The sequence below is a fragment of the Pseudoalteromonas piscicida genome, from assembly GCF_000238315.3.
Lineage (GTDB): Bacteria > Pseudomonadota > Gammaproteobacteria > Enterobacterales > Alteromonadaceae > Pseudoalteromonas > Pseudoalteromonas piscicida.
This window is the reverse complement of the sequence record NZ_CP011924.1, coordinates 567,183-588,233: the sequence shown is the minus strand read 5'-3', so window position 1 is coordinate 588,233 and position 21,051 is coordinate 567,183. Positions and strand designations below refer to the sequence as shown.

20 protein-coding genes and 1 pseudogene are annotated in these 21,051 nt (G+C 43.2%); 5 read left to right on the top strand and 16 right to left on the bottom strand.

All coding sequences use genetic code 11. The annotated features are described in order from the left end of the window. Window positions 1-17: 17 nt before the first annotated feature. Both PPIS_RS02795 and PPIS_RS02790 read right to left on the bottom strand, forming a co-directional pair. The gene (locus PPIS_RS02795; RefSeq protein WP_010375382.1) at window positions 18-593 is read right to left on the bottom strand and encodes a rhomboid family intramembrane serine protease; all 576 of its coding nucleotides are present in this window, start codon (window positions 591-593) and stop codon (window positions 18-20) included. A gap of 125 nt (window positions 594-718) precedes the next feature. Continuing rightward, window positions 719-961, bottom strand: a complete 243-nt coding sequence (locus PPIS_RS02790) for a hypothetical protein (protein WP_248694180.1) — start codon at window positions 959-961, stop codon at window positions 719-721. A gap of 76 nt (window positions 962-1,037) precedes the next feature. Here PPIS_RS02790 and PPIS_RS02785 point away from each other — a divergent pair. Beyond that, window positions 1,038-2,218 (top strand): IS3 family transposase gene (locus tag PPIS_RS02785; RefSeq protein WP_096040897.1). Its coding sequence is split into 2 segments (ribosomal slippage): window positions 1,038-1,296 and window positions 1,296-2,218, totalling 1,182 coding nucleotides; the frame shifts between segments, so codons are not numbered across the junction. Then, window positions 2,166-2,447, top strand: a complete 282-nt coding sequence (locus PPIS_RS02780; RefSeq protein ID WP_096040863.1) for an HNH endonuclease — start codon at window positions 2,166-2,168, stop codon at window positions 2,445-2,447. The genes PPIS_RS02785 and PPIS_RS02780 overlap by 53 nt, the downstream gene beginning before the upstream one ends. Here the strand turns inward: PPIS_RS02780 and PPIS_RS02775 are convergent. Further along, window positions 2,412-2,807, bottom strand: coding sequence for a DUF3592 domain-containing protein (locus tag PPIS_RS02775; RefSeq protein WP_249031243.1), 396 nt, complete (start codon window positions 2,805-2,807; stop codon window positions 2,412-2,414). The two genes, PPIS_RS02780 and PPIS_RS02775, sit on opposite strands and share 36 nt — an antisense overlap. 648 nt (window positions 2,808-3,455) lie before the next feature. On the opposite strand from PPIS_RS02775, the gene PPIS_RS02770 reads away from it, so the two are divergent. Beyond that, the gene (locus tag PPIS_RS02770) at window positions 3,456-5,978 is read left to right on the top strand and encodes an amidohydrolase family protein (protein ID WP_010368985.1); all 2,523 of its coding nucleotides are present in this window, start codon (window positions 3,456-3,458) and stop codon (window positions 5,976-5,978) included. Window positions 5,979-6,104: 126 nt separating this feature from the next. Here PPIS_RS02770 and PPIS_RS02765 read toward each other — a convergent pair whose 3' ends face one another. From PPIS_RS02765 to PPIS_RS25855, 6 genes and pseudogenes are all read right to left on the bottom strand, one after another. Then, the gene (locus PPIS_RS02765) at window positions 6,105-6,431 is read right to left on the bottom strand and encodes a YbaB/EbfC family nucleoid-associated protein (RefSeq protein WP_010368987.1); all 327 of its coding nucleotides are present in this window, start codon (window positions 6,429-6,431) and stop codon (window positions 6,105-6,107) included. A 63-nt stretch (window positions 6,432-6,494) separates the two neighbouring features. Then, a complete protein-coding gene (dnaX, locus tag PPIS_RS02760) occupies window positions 6,495-8,822 on the bottom strand; it encodes a DNA polymerase III subunit gamma/tau (RefSeq protein ID WP_010368990.1) in 2,328 nt (775 codons plus the stop codon). 2 nt (window positions 8,823-8,824) lie between these two features. After that, window positions 8,825-9,370 carry an adenine phosphoribosyltransferase gene (gene apt / locus PPIS_RS02755; protein WP_010368992.1) on the bottom strand — a complete coding sequence of 182 codons (546 nt, stop codon included), beginning with the start codon at window positions 9,368-9,370 and terminating at the stop codon, window positions 8,825-8,827. Between the two features lie 594 nt (window positions 9,371-9,964). Then, the gene (locus PPIS_RS02750) at window positions 9,965-10,714 is read right to left on the bottom strand and encodes an HvfC family RiPP maturation protein (protein ID WP_010368996.1); all 750 of its coding nucleotides are present in this window, start codon (window positions 10,712-10,714) and stop codon (window positions 9,965-9,967) included. A gap of 8 nt (window positions 10,715-10,722) precedes the next feature. After that, a pseudogene (locus PPIS_RS02745) lies at window positions 10,723-11,553 on the bottom strand (HvfB family MNIO-type RiPP peptide maturase). Between the two features lie 155 nt (window positions 11,554-11,708). Continuing rightward, window positions 11,709-13,319 carry an HvfA family oxazolone/thioamide-modified RiPP metallophore gene (locus PPIS_RS25855; protein WP_456320052.1) on the bottom strand — a complete coding sequence of 537 codons (1,611 nt, stop codon included), beginning with the start codon at window positions 13,317-13,319 and terminating at the stop codon, window positions 11,709-11,711. A gap of 261 nt (window positions 13,320-13,580) precedes the next feature. Between PPIS_RS25855 and PPIS_RS02730 the strand changes: the two genes are divergently transcribed. Beyond that, entirely contained in the window at window positions 13,581-14,567 is a 987-nt protein-coding gene (locus PPIS_RS02730; protein ID WP_010369004.1) for a tRNA-dihydrouridine synthase, read from the top strand. A 37-nt stretch (window positions 14,568-14,604) separates the two neighbouring features. Then, window positions 14,605-14,979, top strand: coding sequence for a TraR/DksA family transcriptional regulator (locus PPIS_RS02725; protein WP_010369006.1), 375 nt, complete (start codon window positions 14,605-14,607; stop codon window positions 14,977-14,979). Here the strand turns inward: PPIS_RS02725 and PPIS_RS02720 are convergent. From PPIS_RS02720 to PPIS_RS02690, 7 genes are read right to left on the bottom strand one after another with little or no spacing between them, the layout of a single operon-like run. Beyond that, a complete protein-coding gene (locus PPIS_RS02720) occupies window positions 14,942-15,946 on the bottom strand; it encodes a hypothetical protein (protein ID WP_248694115.1) in 1,005 nt (334 codons plus the stop codon). The genes PPIS_RS02725 and PPIS_RS02720 overlap by 38 nt on opposite strands. 51 nt (window positions 15,947-15,997) lie before the next feature. Further along, on the bottom strand, window positions 15,998-17,257 hold the full coding sequence (locus tag PPIS_RS02715) for a tetratricopeptide repeat protein (RefSeq protein ID WP_010369010.1): 1,260 nt from the start codon (window positions 17,255-17,257) through the stop codon (window positions 15,998-16,000). A 10-nt stretch (window positions 17,258-17,267) separates the two neighbouring features. Then, complete coding sequence (locus PPIS_RS02710; protein WP_010369012.1) at window positions 17,268-17,885, bottom strand: energy transducer TonB; 618 nt, start codon at window positions 17,883-17,885, stop codon at window positions 17,268-17,270. After that, complete coding sequence (locus tag PPIS_RS02705) at window positions 17,885-18,289, bottom strand: ExbD/TolR family protein (protein WP_010369015.1); 405 nt, start codon at window positions 18,287-18,289, stop codon at window positions 17,885-17,887. Before PPIS_RS02705 ends, PPIS_RS02710 begins: the two co-directional genes overlap by 1 nt. Before the next feature lie 14 nt (window positions 18,290-18,303). Next, entirely contained in the window at window positions 18,304-18,828 is a 525-nt protein-coding gene (locus PPIS_RS02700; RefSeq protein WP_010369016.1) for a MotA/TolQ/ExbB proton channel family protein, read from the bottom strand. Then, the gene (locus tag PPIS_RS02695; RefSeq protein WP_026000992.1) at window positions 18,828-20,189 is read right to left on the bottom strand and encodes a MotA/TolQ/ExbB proton channel family protein; all 1,362 of its coding nucleotides are present in this window, start codon (window positions 20,187-20,189) and stop codon (window positions 18,828-18,830) included. The genes PPIS_RS02700 and PPIS_RS02695 overlap by 1 nt, the downstream gene beginning before the upstream one ends. 6 nt (window positions 20,190-20,195) lie before the next feature. Beyond that, window positions 20,196-20,966 (bottom strand): DUF3450 domain-containing protein, encoded by a 771-nt coding sequence (locus tag PPIS_RS02690; protein ID WP_010369019.1) that lies wholly within the window; start codon window positions 20,964-20,966, stop codon window positions 20,196-20,198. Between the last annotated feature and the right edge of the window lie 85 nt (window positions 20,967-21,051).

Genomic DNA, 21,051 nt, shown 5'->3' with positions numbered 1-21,051 from the left:
TGGTAGGTTATGCTGCTTTAACGCCGAGCAATACGCTTTTGCTTGGTTAAGTATGCCCCGCATAATCCGCTTAAAAACCCAAAAATATGGCTTGAACTACTCGTCTGCGCCGAAAAATCAAATAACGTCGCTAAAAAACTAATATTGGCATAATAAGTCAATACCAGCAGAGCTATAAAACTAACAATACCAAGCACATCGCGATTGAATAGCGCAGCTCCCAGCAGTAAGCCAAAGTAACCCATTACAATGCCTGATGCACCAATGTGATTAGCATGCCCAGCAAACAGCCAAACCAACAGCCCTGTAGCAACCACAATAAAAAAAGTAGCTCGCTTAAACCTTGGTAATCTTGCAGCCAAATAGCCGCTAATACTTAAGCCGAGCAAGTTACTCAGCAAATGCCCCCAACTACCATGCACAAAAGGCGCGGTTAACACACCACTCAAATGATGCACATTATGCGGTACAATCCCAAAACGATAGACGGATAAGCCAAAAATCCCCCCCAACACCTGTACGAGGCACATCACCGCCATAGCGTACAAAACCAACTTAAAATTGGGCGGAAAAACCAGTGCACGTTTACTCATCTTACTTCCGTATACAGACAAAAATAGCGCCTTATTAAGCGCTATTTCGAATAGATTTGCAAACTCAACCCAAGTGAACTTTACATACTTAGTGTTGTAGTTACGATCCGTCCGCTTTCATAAGATTAAGACGCGACCTTTGGGAGAAATGAAATATCCACATGGTATTTGCTCGGGTTTCCTTCTTCAATTAACACCGTTATCTCTTCTCGGTCTATGTGATTGGTTGGATCAAACCATATATTATCACTATTAAAAATATGCAATTGCGATGTTGATGGGTTTCTCCATTGTGCACAAATTTGGTAAGGGTTTTTGCCGTTAAACTCTATTCTACGGTTAACTTCAACACTCTGAAACTTAGCCACTGTAGTGGCATAGTTAATTTGGCCACCCATTAAGAAAGAAATGTTATGCTATTTGCATACAAATTTGGGTGAAAAAATGACGAAATTAAAACGCGCAACCTATTCTGCGGCAATCAAATTAGAAACAGCTCAACTTGTAGTTGACCAAGGCTACACACAAGAAGATGCAGCTAAGGCTATGGGGGTTGGTAAATCAACTGTAAGTAAGTGGGTAACTCAATTGAAGCAAGAGCGGAATGGCCAGACCCCCACAGCGTCACCAATGACACCTGAACAAATTGAAATCCGCGAACTTAAAAAGCAAATCCAACGCATTGAATTAGAAAAGGATATATTAAAAAAGGCTACCGCTCTCTTGATGTCCGACTCCCTGAACAATTCTCGTTAATTGAGAAATTAAATCAACGAGAGCGTTACCCAATTAGCGTGTTGTGTAGCGTATTCAATGTGCATCGCAGCAGCTATAAATATTGGGCCATACGGGATACAACGCCTACACCAGAGCAAATAAGGCTAGAAGCTGAAGTTAAAGCCATACATGCAATGAGCGGCGGTTCAGCTGGGGCACGGACAATCGCAGCAATCGCAACGAATAACGATTTTGAATTAAGCCGTTATCGCGCCGCTAAGCTAATGGTTAAACTAAAACTAGAGAGCTGCCAAGTACCACAACATCAATATAAAAGGGGTGGTAATGAGCATCTTGAAATCCCAAATTTGCTAGACAGGCAGTTTGATGTTGTTGAGCCGAATACGGTGTGGTGCGGTGATGTGACGTATATTTGGACAGGCAATCGCTGGGCCTATTTAGCGGTCGTTGTTGATTTATTTGCACGTAAAGTCGTTGGTTGGGCAATGTCGTTGTCGCCAGATACTAGCTTAACGCTAAAAGCGCTTGAACTCGCGTATGAAAGCAGAGGTAAACCAAGTGGATTGATGTTTCACTCAGACCAAGGAAGCCATTATACAAGCTTGAAGTACCGCCAACGTTTATGGCGCTATAAAATTACACAAAGTATGAGCAGGCGCGGAAATTGTTGGGATAATGCGCCAATGGAGCGATTTTTTAGAAGCTTTAAAACGGAGTGGATGCCAAAGGTTGGATACGAAAACTTTAAAGATGCTAAATATGGTGTGAGTGATTATATCAACGGATATTATAACAACGTTAGGCCTCATCATTATAATGCTGGTTTAGCGCCAAATGAATCTGAGGTTAGATACCAAGATTCTAAAACTGTGGCCAAAATTAGTTGACCACTACACTTGTGAGCAGTGCGGGGTTGAGCTTAGTCAATATAAACGACTTTTACATACCCATCACATCAATGGTGTAAAAACAGATAACTCTATAAGTAACTTACGCGCACTTTGCTTGGACTGCCATAAAAAGCAACCTAAGCATGAGCATATGCATGTCACTCACAACGACCAACTGATTATCAATCAACTAAGACGTGACCACTGGTGTCCCTTTTTCCTTTAGATACTTCACCTTCTTATTTTTTGACGCGCCAAATAAGATAATTGAAAGTCCAATTAGAAAAAATACGGAGCCTATTCCAGCTAAGATCATAACCCCGCCCCAAAGCGAGAAAGTATCGTTAATTTCAGCTTTTTCGATTGAATCTTCTAGATAAACGACGCTTACAACCTCTCCTATTGAATATCTGTTAGGACCGCCCCCGGTAGAGGACACAAACTCCGCTATTTCGCCATTTTTGGTGTGGAATTTAACGAAAGGAGTATAGGTATCCGAGTCTTCAGACTGGGAATAAATAAGGTCTACCACTGTGCCTTCGGTAATGATTGCACGGTTTAGGAAGTCTTGGGTACTGTTGTACATAAAAAGAGACCCAATTAACAGTGCGGACCCAATCAGAGTGAAAATGTATTTAACTATCACGAGCAACTCCTTTTTGCTGGAATGATTTTATAAATTATATATGCGTAGTATGCATAACGCGTTGTTAGATCAGACTAAACTAGTTCGACCTAGAATGTAGACGTTATTTAAGCGGCGAGAGAAAATTAAGGCGAGCGACTTCACTTGCGTTGATTTACAAGCTATATCGTTACAGCGGCGCTCATTCCCTGACCTAACATCGTATCCTTTATAGCCTATTAGACCGTTTTTCATCATCTATTTCAACTTTCTTGATGCTCAGTTCAATCATACTCGTGAACTTCACTTCGATATCTGTAACTGATCCCGCCATGTTATGCAGCTCGCTAGTAAAATTATGCGGTCTCAAGATAACCCAAAATATTTAGGTTAAAGGGAGCCTGCTTAACACCTGTCACTTGTTCAGGGCTTACTTTTGCGGTCTAAATGTAGCTACTCAACATTGCTGTAATAGCGCGTAACTTAGTGTAATTACCACCTTGCAAAATCAACTATAAAATTACATTTAATTTCTGACTGTATGAGAGTGCTAGCCAGAACTTGTAGCTACTTAATAGCGTTATCTAGATAATTTTCAAAGGAAACTTTATGAAAAAGCGTAATATAATCCCATGTTTCGCAGCTGCCCTATTGATTTCGGCGTGCTCGAGTTCAACAAATAACAGCGATGATAAACCACAAGACGATGATGTTAGCGCTAAAGTCAGTCTTTTTTTCGGTGGCAATATTATCACTGTTGCTAGCAAAAAACCCTTCTCTTTAGGAGCAGATGATAATCCTGCGGTGTTGGTCGAAAATGGTGTGATTACATTCGTCGGTTCAGTCGACGACGCAAAGGAGAAGCTAGCAACAATTAGAAACCATGCTCCAAAAACCAAGATATCTTACTTCAATTTAAATGGCAGAACCTTAATGCCAGGATTCATAGAACCTCATGCCCATTTACAATCAACGGCGCAAATGAGTGGAGTAAAAAATTTAATGCCTTGTCTGCCAGACAAATATCAAGAAAAGCTCTCTAAAGATTACGGCTGGATTTACTATCCGAATATGCAGGCTTCAAGTGCGAAAGATGGACAGGGGCACTGCTTTATATACCTAGATGAAGCAATAGCAAAAGTAACAACAAGTCCGCCATTTGTAATCGACCACGTCAATAAAGTTGGATGGTACATTGGAAATGGGCTTGATCCGTCACGAATGGTCCAAGAAGAGTATGCCAAGAGGCCTTTCGATCAGCGTATAAACGAAAATCGAGAATTTTTTGCATACCCAATGAAAGCTATTGACGAAATTGACAACCAAAAATTAAAAACGGCACAAAGTAACAAAGCTATATTTATGACTGACCAATCAGGGCATTTAGCGTACGCCAATATGTCTGCATTTGAGCAAGTGGGCTTGTGCAATACAGTGGTCAAAAAAGCACAGATAGACATGATTTCTCAAGCAAAAGTCGATGAGTTTGAAAAAGAGAACCCTGACTTTAAACTCCCCGTCGAGGATTACACATTGACTTGTGAAGGTACAGAACAAGACGTAAAAACCAGTCAGTTTATCGTGAAAACCTTATGCTTCAGCGATGGCGACTTAGATATAGTGAATAATGCTAAGTACAAAGAGATTGACTCGAAAAAGTGGCAGTACTCTGGCCTCATCAAAGAACCAAGTGCGTATATGCTGTTTATTAATTCCATTTTAAGAGCAAAAGGCACTAGTAGCAAAGACATTTCAGCACTCGTACACCATGCACCAAATACGCCCCCTGCAACCAGCTGCCCGCTAGATACAGCGCAACCGGAGCTAGCTAAATATGATAAAGATGAAAATGAAGAGGTTTTGATGAAAATGAAGTACTTGCTCAATACTTCATCGCAACAGGGGGTAACCATGTTAGTAGACGGTGGTTCAACAACAGAAATGAAAGACGATTTCATCAATCTAGTTCTCATGGAGCAACTGCAACCGGCCGCAAGAGTTCGCTCTGTGTACGATTGGCGCAACTATCAAGACGAGGCAACAGCCGCTCGCGCTCAATGTGTGTATGATCCTAAAAACCCCAGTGAATGTGATTATATTCCTTTTGAAAGTAAAGCTTTTAACGGTATGTACTCAGCGCAAGGCATTAAGCTACTCTCAGATGGCTCTACCCAAGGCTGTAGCGCAAATTTAAGTACTGATTACTCTGAAGCAGGACTTTGTGACACGTTTGGCAAGGGTCATGTTGATTATACCAAAAACGAAATTGTCCAAAATCTCTCTAGATTTTTACCCACCTGTGACAGCAGCGTACATCAGCCTTGGTACTTTAATCTTCACGCAAATGGTGATCAAGCTATATCAGATTCACTTAATGCGCTAACTCAAATGGCAGGTGATGCAAAACGTCACACCTCAACATGTAAAGAGAAACAGGTCGCTCAGACGTTTACTGATCTAGCTCACACAATTATTCATTCCACAGTGAATGATATAGATGAAAGTACAAAAGAAAATAAAACAATTTATAAATACCTCAAAGCTCGCGAAACGTTTCCGAATTTGACACCCAGTCATTTAATCGCCCATGTGGCCTACTGGGGAGCATCAATGAGAAATGAATTAGGAGATCTACGAGGCAATAGGATCGACCCTATGGAAGAAGAGCTCGCCGCAGGGATCCCCTTCTCGTTACATAGCGATTTGAGTATCAGCCCGTTATTCCCACTATGGTTTATTGAACAAGCCATGACTCGCCACACTTGGGAATATCCATTCTTAGCATCCAGAGGAAAGTATTTAGGTACAAATACAGATGGAAAAAGTAACTTATCAATACAAGACGCCATAAAGGCCGTCACTATTGTTCCTGCAATGCAACATAACCTCTCCTATAAGTTAGGTTCAATTGAAGTTGGCAAAATAGCTGACTTGATAGTTTTAGATAAAAACTTAATGGATTTTCAAACCACGCCTGAGAGCATCCACTCCATCAATGTGGAATGTGCATTTATAAATGGTGACGAGGTGACATGGGTCGATCTCGAAGATTTAGGCAAAGCTAAAAACCTTACAGACTACACGCCTAAAACCTTAGCTTCTAAATGTCGCAATAGCAGCACATTGAATTAAAAGGGCTTTACGCTGCAATTCAGTAATCAATAGGGTCGGCCTCACTGACCCTATTCAAAGATTGATATCTGTAAATTTCAAACAAAAAAATAGCGCCTTCAGGCGCTATTTTCGTGGGATTCTAAATTAAAACGGCATTTTAAAGCCTGGAGGCATTTGCATGCCGCCGGTGACTTCTGACATGCGCTTTTGCGTTTCTTCACCTACGCGACGAACTGCATCGTTTACCGCAGCGGCTAGCAGGTCTTCGATCATGTCTTTATCGTCTTCCATTAGGCTTTCGTCGATTTCTACGCGACGTACGTTGTGACTACCAAGCATAGTTACTTTAACTAAACCTGCGCCTGCTTCACCTGTTACTTCTAGGCTCTTGATCTCTTCTTGGGCTTTTTCCATGCGCTCTTGCATTTGCTGCGCCTGCTTCATGATGTTGCCCATTCCGCCTTTAAACATATTCTGCTCTCTTATACTTCAATTTGGTTTACTGTGATAAAAGATAAGGGCTAACGCCCTTAATTACAATGCCTGAACGCTATTTTCGTCAAGCATTGCGTCAAATTCTTGGACAAATGCGCTGACGAGTGGATCGTCTCGCATCGCCGCTTTAGCTTGGACAAGCCTATGCTCATCTAATTGTTGCTGTACCAAAAACGGCGTGTTATTTACCGTGTCGATATAGTTAATCTCAAGCTCGATTGGCTGCTCGAATAATGCGCTTAGGCTTTCTGTTAGTTTCTCTCTCAGCACTGCGGAGTCTAAGTGTTGTTGACTCGCATCTACTTGCAATTGTACCTGCGCGCCTTGCTGTGTTATCACGCTGTGTAATGCATACTGGCGAATTCGACCACCTAATTGCATCTTTTCAATCATGTTTGCCCAATCGTCGCTTTGGTGAGCAAACTTAATGTCACTGATTGGACTAACAAAGTTTTCCGGTGCAGGGATCTCCACTTGAATACTTTGTTCGTTATCATCTTGTTTTACCGGTGATAACTGCTCTAGCAATTCTGGTGCTAAATTTTCCGTAATAGGTTTATGGCGCTCTTGAAACGCTGCTTTCTTTTGCTTTTTTGGTGCTAAGCGAGGTGCAGCGGGCTGTGCGCGTTGCGGCTCAGGCTGATACTCAGGTGTGGTTACCGTCGTGGCTGGCGCTTGCTCTATTGGCATTGGCGCACTAGGCGCCTCAGACTTTTTTACCTCACCATTGGCTCCCACCAATCGACCCGCTCCAGAGATATTACGATTTTTTAAAATTCGTGCGATTGCTGACTGGGCTTGGTTTTGCTGCTCGGTAACACTTGCTGTAGCAGCAGGTTCCGAAGCGTTTTGGTTTTGCACCTCAGGTTGAGACCAATCCTCTTGGTTTTGCGATGCCGTTTGCGCGTATGCAGCATCATCAACTGGCGCACTTTCATGATGATGTGCAGGAACTTGTTCTTGGAACCCCTGCTCTACCGCCTGTGACATGATGTTGTCGTATTGATTGGCCATCTCCGCCTCAGATGACACAGAGGCGACTGGTGCTTGGCTTTGCGCAGCAGGCATTGGCGACACCGGCTCATACTGTGTTGTTTGTTGCGCGGTTGATGTCGTTGCTTCTGGTGCATATGTAGGTGTTGCTGTCGGCTGTACCTGAGGTGATGGCGCTACCGTAGCGTTATCTTCCGTTGGCTTTTTTAACAGCGCTCGTAAATCCCCTACTTTGCTTTGCTTTTCAGAAGTCTCTTGGCTCACAGGAGCGGAAGGCACTACGCTATGACTTTCTTTTTCGAACGCCATTAAGCGCAGCATGACCATCTCAAACCCAAGTTTAGGCTCAGGTGCCCACTTTAGGTCTTTTTTGCCATTTAACAGCAGTTGATACAACAACTGGCCCTGTTGCGGTGCTAATTGCTCGGCAAATAGCTTGATGTCGTTGTTATCAAAATTTGATAATCGCGCAGCACTAGGCACGAGTTGAGTGAGCTGAATAACATGCAATAACGCAATTAAATCGTCCAGCACACTAACAAAATTACCATTTTGTAGTGCTATTTTTTCAATCGCATTGAGTAAGGCTTCACCGTCGTGGCATAAAATTGCAGACAGCAAAATGATCGCATGCGCACTATCCATCAATCCCAGCATAGATTGCACTGCAGGCACAGTTAAATTGCCATTTGTTTGTGCAATAGCCTGATCAGTCAAACTTAGAGCGTCACGCATACTGCCATCAGCGGCTTTCGCTAACGTTTGTAGCGCTACTGGATCAAAGGCAACTTGCTCTAGCGGGAGGATTTTTTCTAGCTGTTCAACTATTTGCCCTTGCGTCATTGCGTTCAGGTTGAACTGTAAACAACGAGACAGAATAGTCACAGGCAACTTTTGTGGATCGGTTGTGGCGAGCAAAAATTTTACATGCTCTGGCGGCTCTTCTAAGGTTTTAAGGAGCGCATTAAAACTGTGCTTCGACAGCATGTGCACTTCATCGATGAGATAAACCTTGTAGCGACCACGAGTTGGTGCATATTGTACGTTGTCTAAGATTTCTCGCGTGTCTTCAACTTTTGTACGAGAAGCCGCATCAATTTCGATTAAATCGATAAACTTACCAGTTTCAATCTCAGTACAGGCACTACACTGACCACAAGGCGTTGAAGTAACGCCTTGTTCGCAGTTAAGGCTTTTAGCAAAGATCCTAGCAATGGTTGTTTTGCCCACACCACGTGTTCCGGTGAATAAATAGGCATGGTGTAAACGCTTTTCATTAAGTGCGTTGACCAGAGCTTGTTTAACATGCTCCTGCCCCATTAATTCATGGAAGTTTTGCGGACGCCATTTTCGCGCCAGAACCTGATAGCTCATGCTTATTCGCCTTCGAACTCTACAAGTGAAAGGATTTTGATCCCAAGATCATTGATTTTCTTTTCACCACCAAGCTCAGGCAATGAAATAACAAACGCAGCATCAGTAGCTTCACCGCCTAAGCGCTTAACCAGTTTTGCTGTTGCTTCAATAGTACCACCTGTTGCAAGTAAATCATCAACAAGTAGCACTTTATCACCTGCTTCAATCGCATCTGAGTGTAATTCAAGCGTATCTTCACCATATTCAAGCTGGTAAGACTGGCTGATCACTTCACGCGGTAATTTACCCGGCTTTCTTACTGGAATAAAAGGAATACCTAACTCATACGCCAATGGTGCACCGAAGATAAAACCACGCGATTCAGTACCGATGATTTTAGTGAAGCCGCCATCTTTATAAGCCGCAACGAACGCATCAATTGTTGCCTTAAACGCAGCTGGATTTGCTAGAAGTGAAGTCACGTCACGGAACATAATCCCAGGTTTTGGGTAATTAGGAACCGTCGCGATACTATTTTTGATCAATGACATATTCTCTGTCGTCATAATTGCTTTGCTTTAAGTTTATTACAAAAGAGTGAGATTATAACAATTTTCTATCCGGTTGAAACCGACTGAGTGACTTTGTGTGTCAGGATGGAGGAAAAGCGAACAATTTAGCGAGTATTTTATACCAATTAGCTTAATTAAGTGATCTATTTTGAGGCGAGAAAATCTTGTCGATAACAAGGCGAAAGTTTTGCGATTTAGTTGTTCTAAATGAGAAATTTTTAACGCAGTTAGCGTCAGATTTGCTCCTTCAAATTGAGCAAGTATTAAGACTAATTGGTATATATCTGTATACAATCGAAAAAGGCTGCATATAGCAGCCTCTTGGTAAATACGTTCAGCTTGACTTATGCAAGCGCTGTTGCCCAGCCTAGAATCGCGTTTAAACAGCCAATTCCAGCGAATACAGCAACAAATGCTAGGAAATACTTTGCATTGAACGGATCTTTAAAGTCACCTTTAGACATAGATACTACCTTTAATTTTACAACTCGCGCAAACTGCCTAGCAGCAGAAAGCATTGACTAGCGCCCTAGTCCGAGTTTAAGCACGACAAAAACAGGCCGTATAATAGTCGATGTTGCCAATAGCTTAAAGGTTTTTTGTTTTGATAATGCCAAGATCCGCGAATTCAGCTAGTGTATGCTGTGCCCCTTGCTGCAGCTGCTCAATAGTAAACTGAGGCACTTGCTGCGCGATAACATCCACAATGTCAGTGAGTTGCATACCATCATTGGCTTCAATCACCGACAACATTAAGGCCGTCATCGGGTTTAGTGCGACAAACTGAACATCGTCCTCTTCGTCTCTATACAATGCAAAGCTAAATGTTTGCCCTGCTGTTTTAGTTGGCCTAAAGGTTTCACTGATCTGATGAACCGGATATTGATAATGTGCAACTCTGGCTGTACTTGCCAAGCTAATTTCAACATCTGCAAGCGCTTGTACTTCAATTGAAAGCTCATGCTCTGCCTCAACGATCGTTGCCACATCTAGCTCTAGCCATTCATAATGAGCAAGCTCTAACAAGAACTCAGGATCAGCTTCAGTGGGCTCGTATTCTGTTTGTAAAAACTGCAAAAACTCTTTGCTAATCTCTAAAAAGTATGGCGAATGACAATCGTGCTTAACAAAAAACAGCCTAATTAACATCAACCAATCTGTGTTGGTATACAAGCTTTTAAGTACAGGAAACGCACTGCTCACGAAGCCTTCAACGTTATTAAAAAACAGCTCTTGATAGATTTTTAAGCGCCGATCTTCTATGCCTTCAGGTGCAGGTTGGTTGTCTGGATCTCTGATATGCGCCATAAACTGCTGCTGAGTTTTTACAAAAGACATAGCTATACCTACTCCAAGCGCTTGGCGTATTTGGCCTGTATTGCTGAAATTTTTCCCGCTTCTGCCAGTAATTCTGCCATAGGAGGAATATTAAAATCACGCTCTAGTAACGTCGGGAACACCCCATGCAGCTCATAGGCTTTCTCTAACAAGTCCCACACCGGCGAAGATACTTCAGCGCCGTGTGTATCAACGAGTAAGTCTTCGGCTTCCACATAATGGCCTGCGATATGGCCGTATACAATACGCTCGGTTGGCATAGCCGCTAAGAATTGTTCAGCATCGTAGCCATGGTTAATAGCGTTGACATAGATGTTGTTGACATCGAGTAGCAAATCGCAATCGGCTTCGGCTAATACCCCAAGGGTAAATTCCAACTCCGACATTTCTTATCCAGGAGCGGCATAGTAAGAGACATTTTCTACTGCAATCCGGCGTTCTAGATGCTCTTGGACTGCTCGGATCCGCTTAGCGGTATGATGGATTGCTTCTTCAGTAAAAGGGATTGGCATCAGATCGTACATATGACCCTTTCCCGAACAATAACTCAGATGTTCACTATAGGTAGCGATATTATGCTGGTTAAAAAACGTCTTGAGTTGTGATAAAAATTCGCGATCAAGCGGTGCAGGTGAACCTAGCGATAACGATAAGCCATGACAGATAAAGGTATGTTGTTGCGTCAATGCTTGAAATTGCTTTGCAAGCTTACCGCCAAATTTTAGCCAGTTTTCTGGTGCAACCTCATAAAAGTCTACTTGCTTTGGCGGCGTATTGAGCACGTCATCAACCATTTCACGGCGCAAACCGAGTCCTAACTTGCCTAACTGCACTGTCATACTTCTCTCACTTTAGACATTATTTTAAAGATCCCAAAGCTCGCATCACCGAGGCTTTGCTGTATGCATAGCTCGCTTTGGAATTACCCAATAGCGCTACTATTACCTTAACATAACCAGCAGCGCTATTGGGTCGAACACAATGGTGTTTCTACTTAGTGGTTACCACCACACTTGCCTTCGCCGCACTTACCTTCTTTTTTGCCTTTAGCATCGCCACCACACTTGCCTTCGCCGCACTTACCTTCTTTTTTGCCTTTGGCATCACCACCACATTTACCTTCGCCGCACTTACCTTCTTTTTTGCCTTTGGCGTCGCCACCACATTTGCCTTCGCCGCACTTACCTTCTTTTTTGCCTTTGGCGTCGCCACCACATTTGCCTTCGCCGCATTTGCCTTCTTTTTTGCCTTTAGCGTCGCCACCACATTTACCTTCGCCGCATTTGCCTTCTTTTTTGCCTTTGGCGTCGCCACCACATTTACCTTCGCCGCATTTGCCTTCTTTTTCGCCTTTAGCGTCGCCACCACATTTACCTTCGCCGCATTTGCCTTCTTTTTCGCCTTTAGCGTCGCCACCACATTTACCTTCGCCGCATTTGCCTTCTTTTTCGCCTTTAGCGTCGCCACCACATTTACCTTCGCCGCATTTGCCTTCTTTTTCGCCTTTAGCGTCGCCACCACATTTACCTTCGCCGCATTTGCCTTCTTTTTCGCCTTTAGCGTCGCCACCACATTTACCTTCGCCGCATTTGCCTTCTTTTTCGCCTTTAGCGTCGCCACCACATTTACCTTCGCCGCATTTGCCTTCTTTTTCGCCTTTAGCGTCGCCACCACATTTACCTTCGCCGCATTTGCCTTCTTTTTCGCCTTTAGCGTCGCCACCACATTTACCTTCGCCGCATTTGCCTTCTTTTTCGCCTTTAGCGTCGCCACCACATTTACCTTCGCCGCATTTGCCTTCTTTTTCGCCTTTAGCGTCGCCACCACATTTACCTTCGCCGCATTTGCCTTCTTTTTCGCCTTTAGCGTCGCCACCACATTTACCTTCGCCGCATTTGCCTTCTTTTTCGCCTTTAGCGTCGCCACCACATTTACCTTCGCCGCATTTGCCTTCTTTTTCGCCTTTAGCGTCGCCACCACATTTACCTTCGCCGCATTTGCCTTCTTTTTCGCCTTTAGCGTCGCCACCACATTTACCTTCGCCGCATTTGCCTTCTTTTTCGCCTTTAGCGTCGCCACCACATTTACCTTCGCCGCATTTGCCTTCTTTTTCGCCTTTAGCGTCGCCACCACATTTACCTTCGCCGCATTTGCCTTCTTTTTCGCCTTTAGCGTCGCCACCACATTTACCTTCGCCGCATTTGCCTTCTTTTTCGCCTTTAGCGTCGCCACCACATTTACCTTCGCCGCATTTGCCTTCTTTTTCGCCTTTAGCGTCGCCACCACATTTACCTTCGCCGCATTTGCCTTCTTTTTCGCCTTTAGCGTCGCCACCACATTTACCTTCGCCGCATTTGCCTTCTTTTTTGCCTTTGGCGTCGCCACCACATTTACCTTCGCCACATTTGCCTTCTTTTTTGCCTTTGGCATCGCCACCACATTTACCTTCGCCGCATTTGCCTTCACCAGCGTCTAGTTGATAACCAGCGGTCATTGTTTCAAAACTAAATGGATTCGCATTTGCGTCTGTCGCGGTTAACCCCGCGGTACCCGCAACAACAGCGCTTAAAGTAAGGGCAATAGAGTTCTTTTTAACGGTATTCATAATGTTTGCTCTCTCAGAAATAGTAGATTCAATTAGTAGACCCAAACGTCTAAATATTTATTTCGCTAAACGTTTAAAAATTTTAGTTGCATTCGCTAAGTTGTGGTTTACATCCATTTATAGTCCATCTGTTGCCTTTTTGCTATTTGTGGATAACTAAGGGCTGTTGATGACTTGCAGCAAACAATTAGCTAAAATGTCGCGCTTTTCGATGAGTCATCAGTGACTCATTTTATTTTTGTTGTGTCTGAAGGTTAACACATGAAGCTAGTTCTAGCGCCGATGGAAGGTGTAGTTGATTTTAAAATGCGCGAATTGCTCACAGATCTCGGCGGCTTTGATCTTTGTGTGACTGAGTTTATTCGCGTTGTTGATCTCACCTTTCCACGCAGAGTATTCACTAGATACTGTCCTGAACTATTAAATGGTGGCTATACCAGAGCCGGAACACCGGTACGAGTACAGCTTCTAGGTCAGGTTCCCCATGCGCTTGCAGCGAATGCACGAAAGGCCATAAAGCTTGGCTCTCATGGTGTCGATTTGAACTTTGGTTGTCCTGCGAAAACCGTGAATAAAAGCCGCGGCGGCGCGGTTTTATTGAAAGAGCCTGAGCAAATCTATCAAATCATTAAAGCAGTTAGAGATGCGGTACCAGAAGAACATCAAGTAAGCGCTAAAATACGCCTTGGCTTTGACGATGATGCCAATAGCACTGAAATTGTCGATGCGGTCCAGCAAGGTGGTGCGTCGAGTTTGGCGATACATGCGCGTACCAAACGAGATGGCTACAAACCGCCAGCGTACTGGGAAAAGATCCCACCTTTACTATCAAGGTTAACCATTCCTGTCGTTGCTAACGGTGAGATTTGGCAAGTTGAAGATGCACTGCTCTGCCAAGCACGCAGCCAATGCCAAGATTTGATGCTTGGTCGCGGTGCGCTAGCCACCCCCGATTTGGCAGCAAAAATCAAAGCGTATGTTAACGGAACTCATTACACTCCACTCACATGGGAAAACGTGGTCTACCATATCCTCCACTCTTCCATGCATCAGGATGAGAATATGAGTGAAAAGTACTTTTCGGCTAGAACAAAACAGTGGTTAAGTTATTTGAAACGTCAGTATAGCGGCGCACATGTTCTTTTTGATGAAATCAAAACGCTCAAAAGCAAAGATGACGTCATGAAGGTGTTGCAGAAATACGCAATGTCTCCAGACCTTGATTCAAATCATAACAGTGAAGTTTAACTGAAATGATAATGGGGCGTCGGATAGGAGAGCGCCCATGAATGAAAACACACATAACTACGAGCAAAGCTTACAAGCTGAACTTGCTACACTTAGAAGCGACTTTTTAGGAGAGCTAAAAGCTTCACCCAATGAGTTTACTCATAACCTTGCCAATACCTTAGAGCTCAACCCACCCAATAAATGGCTTGATATTGTAATGGAAAAAATAAATCCCGAGCAGTTTCCGCTCTATGATAGGTTGATGAAAGTCGAAGCGGCATTATGCCAAATGGAGATCGGTCAGTTTGGTTATTGCTGTGATTGCGAGCAGACAATAGAGCTTGAGTTGCTAGAACAAGATCCAGCAACCCAACGCTGTCGCAGTTGTAAGACTAAGGCTTTAAAAAATGGGGATATGCAGCAAAAATAGTCGCTGGAAAATAGACTATATTAGCAATCAATTGTTGTGCTTGTTGTTCATTCAGCGCTAGTTTTGAGTTGAGCGCAACAAATGCTTGCTTTTGTGACCACCCTTGATAATGAATTCCCAAATCCACTTCCATTAAGGTCACGATTAGCGCTTTATGCTGCTCTATTACCTTTGTACACTTTGCTACTGTCGAAGGCACATTAATAAATCCATCACGCCAGTTGAGTCCACTAATTCTTTGGCAGTTAGCTGGCAATAACTCTAGTATATAAGGCTGTTGAGTATTAGGCGTTGTATTGAGCACAATTGACTTACTCTTTTTCTCATCTATTTTTGATAATATTGCCAAGACTTTATTAGGCGATTCTTGAATAGCTCCGTAAAAATTTAGTTTTGATTGGTACCACTCTTTCCCATTAGGTAACTGATGCAGCCCAAGCATAGCTCTTGGTTTATAATCATTTAAATAAGTCAGTAGCGTTGAACGTGATGGTGCGTCAATATCTGAATCTTCAAGTTGCTTTATTACGGCTTCCCGCTCAAACCGATTTAGGCGAATATTACTTTCATCGGCCTCTTTTAGTTTTGTTATTACAAATTTAAGCCACAGATCAAGTTCCTCAACACTCACTCTACCTTCTATGCTTTTAAGTACAGGGATATGACTAGGCCAAGGTAAGTAACGCTCTGGATATCGCTCTTGAATTCTTAAGTAGTCAAGCTCCTTATGCGCCATAACATCCGATTCATTCAAACTACTTGATAATAAAGCGTGCCGTAACTGTAAATAGCCCTCTGTGAACGGTAAAACAGTAATCTCATCCGTAGATGAATGACTTAAACTACTGTTAAGAGAAATTAAAGAAGTCCTGAGTTCCTGATAACTTACGACTGGCTTGCGCTCACTACAAGCGGATAGGAATATAAATGCGACCAAAGTAAGGCTGAACAATAAATGCTTTTTCATAATTTCACATTAAAACTTGAAATCAAAAAAGCCCCTTTCGGGGCTTTTTAATTAGAGGCTAACACCCCTGCGTTGTGCTTTTTCTTTGATAAAGCTCGACCAGCTAATCGCAAATCTTCTAGTGCTAGGATCTTCCTTCGCCTTCAAAATTGCTGCATAAGCTTGTTTGAACTTATCTTGATAGTAGTAAGCTTCCGCAAGATCAGCATATGTACTGCCTTTCTTTTTGGTACCAAGCTCTAACGCTTTATTTAGTCTAACTACTGCTGCACTGTACTGCAGATTTTGCAGTAAAAGGCCACCTGCTCTTCCATAAAGTTCTGCGTCATCGTCAAACTTAGCAGCTTCTTCATAGTATTTAGCAGCATCACTGATGTGTTTAGCTTGGTGGTAATAACTTGCAAGCGCAGTCACGTTTTGCTTAGTACGTTCAATTTTGCCATCTTTCATAGCCTTTTCGAACGTTTGAGCAGCACGCCAAGGATCTTCAGTTAGAGAGTATAAGCTTCCAAGAATCTTATAGTCATTCTCTTTTTCAAAGTAACCTTTGCTAAACGCAACCTTCATTACAGTCATACCTTTACTGTAATCTTCGGTTTGCAAATAAAAGCCACCTAGTTGTGTCCAAGCTTTCGGGTCTTCAGGGAAAACACGTACTAACTCTTCACCAACCTCTACAGCCTTTTTGAATTGCTTCAATTCAAAGTAAGCTGCAACTTTCATCAGATAATATTGTTTATTTGGCTCTTCTACACCTGCGATAGCTTTATCAGCTGGAGCAATAACATTAGTATATTGCTTTAACTCATAATAAGCTTGCGCGATACGACCGTGTACTTTAGGGTCATTTTCACCCGTAAAGTCCATCCACGCTTCATAGGCTTTGATACCTTCTGAGTACTTTTCAGTACCTAGCAGAAGGTCACCAAGCAACTTCATTAGATCGCCTTGATCTTTAAAGTTAAGCGCATCAGGAGCAATAGCTAAACGCGTATACTTAATCGCTTCGCCGTAGTTTTCCTTTTGAGCATAAAGCTGACCTAGGTAACGGTTAACCGTTGCTTTATCGAAATCATCTGAAGGGTCAAGCTCGCGAAGCATTGCAATCGCTTCATCGACTTTTTCTTCGTTATATAATTCGAACGCTTTGGCAACCTTTTTACCTACTCGCTCACCCATGATCTTAGTTTTTGCCGCTTTACGCTTCTCTATTTCTTCATAGTTAGGCGCAGCAGAAACTGACTCTGAGTAAATGCCACCAGTCAATGCAATTAGAAGAGCAAGAGCTGTAAATTTGGGTAAACTTTTCATGCCTGCCTCCTTAATTACCTTGGTTTAGTGTGAAATCAAGCTGGACTGTGATGCCAGGTTGCTTCTGTGGCTTACCATCAACAACTTTAGGACGGTATTTCCACTTACGAAGTGCACGCTTCGCTTCACGGTCAAAGATACGCTTTGGTTCAGCATCGATAATTTCAACATCTTCGACTCCACCTAGCTCATTGATCGTGAAAGATAAACGTACCCAACCTTCTTTGCCATCACGAGCGGCTTGAGGTGGATATTTTGGCTCAATTCGAACGATAGGTGTTGCATCACCATCACGGCCAAACTCGCCAGGTCCAGATAAACCACCTGCAGTACCACCTAGGTCAATGCTAGGCATGTTAAAGCCGATGTTACCCGCAGAAGGATCAGCCGTGTCTGGCTGAGGCGGCTGCGGTTTTGGCGGCTGCTTAGGTGGTGGCGGCGGCGGAGGCGGGACACGCTTCCGCTGCTGCACCTTTGATTCAGGCGGATTCGACATAATCTCGACTACGATTTGTTCCTTTTGTACATCTGCCCTATCTGCTCCTCCGGAGATAAGATATGACATGAAAAAGAACAAGCCGAGAGTTACTGCCCCACCTGCTAGAAGTGAAAACAGAAGTCGAATCATTACTGATCTCCAGCTATTGAAATCTTCAAGTTGTCGCCAGTCGCTTTAATTTGGTCCATAACTTGAACTACTACGCCGTGCTTCGCGCCTTTATCGGCTTGAATAATAATCACGTCAGTAGGTTGTTCTGCCATCAGACTTTCAAGGTTTGCACTTACACGCTCAACATCAACTTGACGCTTGTCCATCCAAATCTCACCGTTTTCACGGATTGCGATAAAGATGTTCGCATTCTTAGTCTTTTGTGCTTGTGCCGCTTTTGGCTTGTTAACCTCAATACCAGCTTCTTTAACAAAAGAAGTGGTTACGATGAAGAAGATAAGCATGATGAATACGATGTCTAGCATCGGCGTCATATCTACTGCTGCATCTTCCTCTTCACGAAAACGTTGTTTACGTGCCATAGTTCAATCTCTCTCTAGTGATGAGGCAAGCTATTAACTAGCTTCTCTTTAGCCATTTTTGCACGTGCTTCTAGACGCGTGCTAAAGAAAACACCTGATAGTGCCGCAACCATTCCAGCCATTGTTGGTACCGTAGCCATTGATATGCCTGAAGCCATTAATCGTGCGTTACCCGTACCTTGAGTAGCCATCGTTTCAAATACTGTGATCATACCTGTCACTGTACCTAAAAGACCGATTAATGGACACATCGCAACCAATGTTTTGATAATCAACATGCGCTCATCTAATTTTTCAGACGCTTCAGAAATCCAAGCATCGCGGATTCTGTGTGCGTACCAAGACGTAGTATCTTGGCGGGCGTCCCACTTAGCAACGATATCCTTGTGTAGCTTAGGAAACTCGCCTAGTAGGAACCAATAGCGCTCAATCATTAAAACCCACATTAGAAAGAGTGCTATCGCGACCACGTATAATACATCGCCGCCTGTAGCAACAAAATCCCTGATAGATTCCCATATCTCCATCAGGACTAACATTAGGCTTTCTCCTTCTCCGCGTGAGTAGCAACAATACCTGCGCTTTGCTCATCTAGGATGTGTAGAACCGCTTTGCTACGACCGTGTACAACAGCGTGAAGTAGAATTAGAGGTAGAGCTGCAATAAGACCTAGTGCTGTAGTTACTAGCGCTAGAGAGATGTTACCTGCCATGATTTTCGGATCACCAGTACCGTAAAGTGTGATTGATTCGAATGTCATGATCATACCAACAACCGTACCTAGTAGACCTAGTAGTGGCGCGATAGCCGCTAAGATCTTAATGATGTTTACACCCATCTCGATACGTGGAGTTTCACGTAGGATAGCTTCATCAAGCTTAAGCTCTAGGTTTTCAACGTCTTGATCTTTGTTATCATGATAAACTTTCAAGATACGACCAAGTGGGTTGTTTGTGTTAGGGTTATTCGCGTTTTTGATTTGCGCTTTGATTTTACCGCTAACAATGAATAGGTCTAGCATACGAACGATTGCAATCAACGCACCTAAAATAAGTAGTGCTGTAATGATGTAACCAACCGTATCACCTTGGTGCCAGCGCTCTTCCATCGTTGCACGTTGAGTATTAAGTTGTAGTAATGAACCACGAGTCGGGTCAACTGCAAACATAACGAACTGATTAGCAGGTGCACCGATTAGACGCTCAACACCACCTAGTTCACCACTTGGTTGCTTACCAAGAGGAACAATTTGCTTGTTCTCAGCATCGTAAATAACGTAGCCATCTTTAGTTACAAGGTTGAAGTTACCAACACGTGTTACTTCTTTGACGTTTACATCACCATTTAGCTCAGCAACTTCAGCTTCAAACTTAGTTACTTTCGCAGACTCAGTCATTTCAGTTTGGAATGCAATCCAAAGATCTTCAAGTTCACGAGTAGTTGGCAGCTCTTTCGCTTCAGCTAGTGAACGAAGAACTTCTGCACGTCCAGGTTTTTCAGCACTTACTAGTGAAGCTTCGATTGAACCGATAGCGTCAGCAGCTGAACGACGTACAACACCAAACATTTCACCAAGTGTACCTTTGGCATTTTCTAGCTCAACTTCTTTCTCAGCAAGCGTCACTTCGTTCTGTTTGAATTGTTCATTTAAACGCTCACCGCGTGCTTTCTCAGCAGCTAGTTCACGCTTCGCTTTGTTCAACAATGCTTGTTTGTCAGCACGGTCGTTTAAAAACTCTTGCTCACGCTGCTTGTTGATTTTACCTTCAGAGATACGGTTTTGTTTAACCTGCTCTAGGATTTTGTCTAAGGCTTCAGTGTTTGCGTGTGCATTTAGCGCGGCACCAGCAGAAACTGTTAACGCTGCAGCAACAGCAAAACCTTTAAATAGTTTCTTCATCATTAATTACTCCGCGCCAAAGATAGGTAGGTTTACAAGTTCAGGAGCCGCTTGCTTACGTGCAATACGGATCATGCTCTTAACTGGCTTCAGATATTCTTCGCCAAGTTGATCCCACTGCTTTGAGTCATTGTTCCAAACCCAAGCGTGTTTTTGGTCGAACGACTGGGCTACATATGCAATACGGCCAAGACGTGCGAAGTCAACATTGATGTTTTTGCCATTTTGCTCAAGAGAACCTTGGCTCGCAACCATTGTTGTGCTGTAGTCAGTTTCAATAGTGTAAGCTTCAAGAACTTGACGGAACTTCTCAGAAGTCGTTACAGACGAGTTAGTCATGATGCTGCGAAGTTTCTCAACGCGCTCTAGACGTGTTTCTTGATTAAACGGAACGTCCGCTTTGATGAATTGCTCAAGCGTATCGATCATGCGATACATCAAAGGCACAACGTCCTGTTTTGTCTTGTCAATAGTACCAATTTGACGCTCAAGAGACTCAATACCTGCATTTTGATCTGCTACAAGACGTGCAACGTGATCGTTATACACTTTAAGCAGTTCTGCTTCTTCAACCAGACCACGGTATTCCGCGATCATTTCTTGAGACTGACCGTAAAGGTTATCAATCTTTTCTTGAGACTTTTTAGCAGCCGTTTGAGTTTGTTGACCTACTTTTTGTATGTCATTCAAAGGATCTGCAATCACATTGCTGCTTGCAAAAGCTGTCGCGCCTAAAAGCGCCGTAGCTACAAGGCTCTTTCTGATTTTAACAGACATAGTTCCCAACCAATTAAGTAATGTTACTTTTATAATTTTCGCGCTCTCACCAACGTGAGAGCAACCCTGATATCATTTGACAGAT

What these genes read in the sequence shown, in the direction of transcription:
- dnaX (WP_010368990.1), bottom strand. Translation starts at nt 8,822, where the DNA reads ATGAGCTATCAGGTTCTGGCGCGAAAATGGCGTCCGCAAAACTTCCAT.
- PPIS_RS02795 (WP_010375382.1), bottom strand. Translation starts at nt 593, where the DNA reads ATGAGTAAACGTGCACTGGTTTTTCCGCCCAATTTTAAGTTGGTTTTG.
- apt (WP_010368992.1), bottom strand. Translation starts at nt 9,370, where the DNA reads ATGACGACAGAGAATATGTCATTGATCAAAAATAGTATCGCGACGGTT.
- PPIS_RS02725 (WP_010369006.1), top strand. Translation starts at nt 14,605, where the DNA reads ATGAATGAAAACACACATAACTACGAGCAAAGCTTACAAGCTGAACTT.
- PPIS_RS02765 (WP_010368987.1), bottom strand. Translation starts at nt 6,431, where the DNA reads ATGTTTAAAGGCGGAATGGGCAACATCATGAAGCAGGCGCAGCAAATG.
- PPIS_RS02695 (WP_026000992.1), bottom strand. Translation starts at nt 20,189, where the DNA reads ATGAAGAAACTATTTAAAGGTTTTGCTGTTGCTGCAGCGTTAACAGTT.
- PPIS_RS02730 (WP_010369004.1), top strand. Translation starts at nt 13,581, where the DNA reads ATGAAGCTAGTTCTAGCGCCGATGGAAGGTGTAGTTGATTTTAAAATG.
- PPIS_RS02720 (WP_248694115.1), bottom strand. Translation starts at nt 15,946, where the DNA reads ATGAAAAAGCATTTATTGTTCAGCCTTACTTTGGTCGCATTTATATTC.
- PPIS_RS02750 (WP_010368996.1), bottom strand. Translation starts at nt 10,714, where the DNA reads ATGTCTTTTGTAAAAACTCAGCAGCAGTTTATGGCGCATATCAGAGAT.
- PPIS_RS02775 (WP_249031243.1), bottom strand. Translation starts at nt 2,807, where the DNA reads ATGTACAACAGTACCCAAGACTTCCTAAACCGTGCAATCATTACCGAA.
- PPIS_RS02780 (WP_096040863.1), top strand. Translation starts at nt 2,166, where the DNA reads ATGAATCTGAGGTTAGATACCAAGATTCTAAAACTGTGGCCAAAATTA.
- PPIS_RS02710 (WP_010369012.1), bottom strand. Translation starts at nt 17,885, where the DNA reads ATGATTCGACTTCTGTTTTCACTTCTAGCAGGTGGGGCAGTAACTCTC.
- PPIS_RS02700 (WP_010369016.1), bottom strand. Translation starts at nt 18,828, where the DNA reads ATGTTAGTCCTGATGGAGATATGGGAATCTATCAGGGATTTTGTTGCT.
- PPIS_RS25855 (WP_456320052.1), bottom strand. Translation starts at nt 13,319, where the DNA reads ATGAATACCGTTAAAAAGAACTCTATTGCCCTTACTTTAAGCGCTGTT.
- PPIS_RS02715 (WP_010369010.1), bottom strand. Translation starts at nt 17,257, where the DNA reads ATGAAAAGTTTACCCAAATTTACAGCTCTTGCTCTTCTAATTGCATTG.
- PPIS_RS02705 (WP_010369015.1), bottom strand. Translation starts at nt 18,289, where the DNA reads ATGGCACGTAAACAACGTTTTCGTGAAGAGGAAGATGCAGCAGTAGAT.
- PPIS_RS02770 (WP_010368985.1), top strand. Translation starts at nt 3,456, where the DNA reads ATGAAAAAGCGTAATATAATCCCATGTTTCGCAGCTGCCCTATTGATT.
- PPIS_RS02690 (WP_010369019.1), bottom strand. Translation starts at nt 20,966, where the DNA reads ATGTCTGTTAAAATCAGAAAGAGCCTTGTAGCTACGGCGCTTTTAGGC.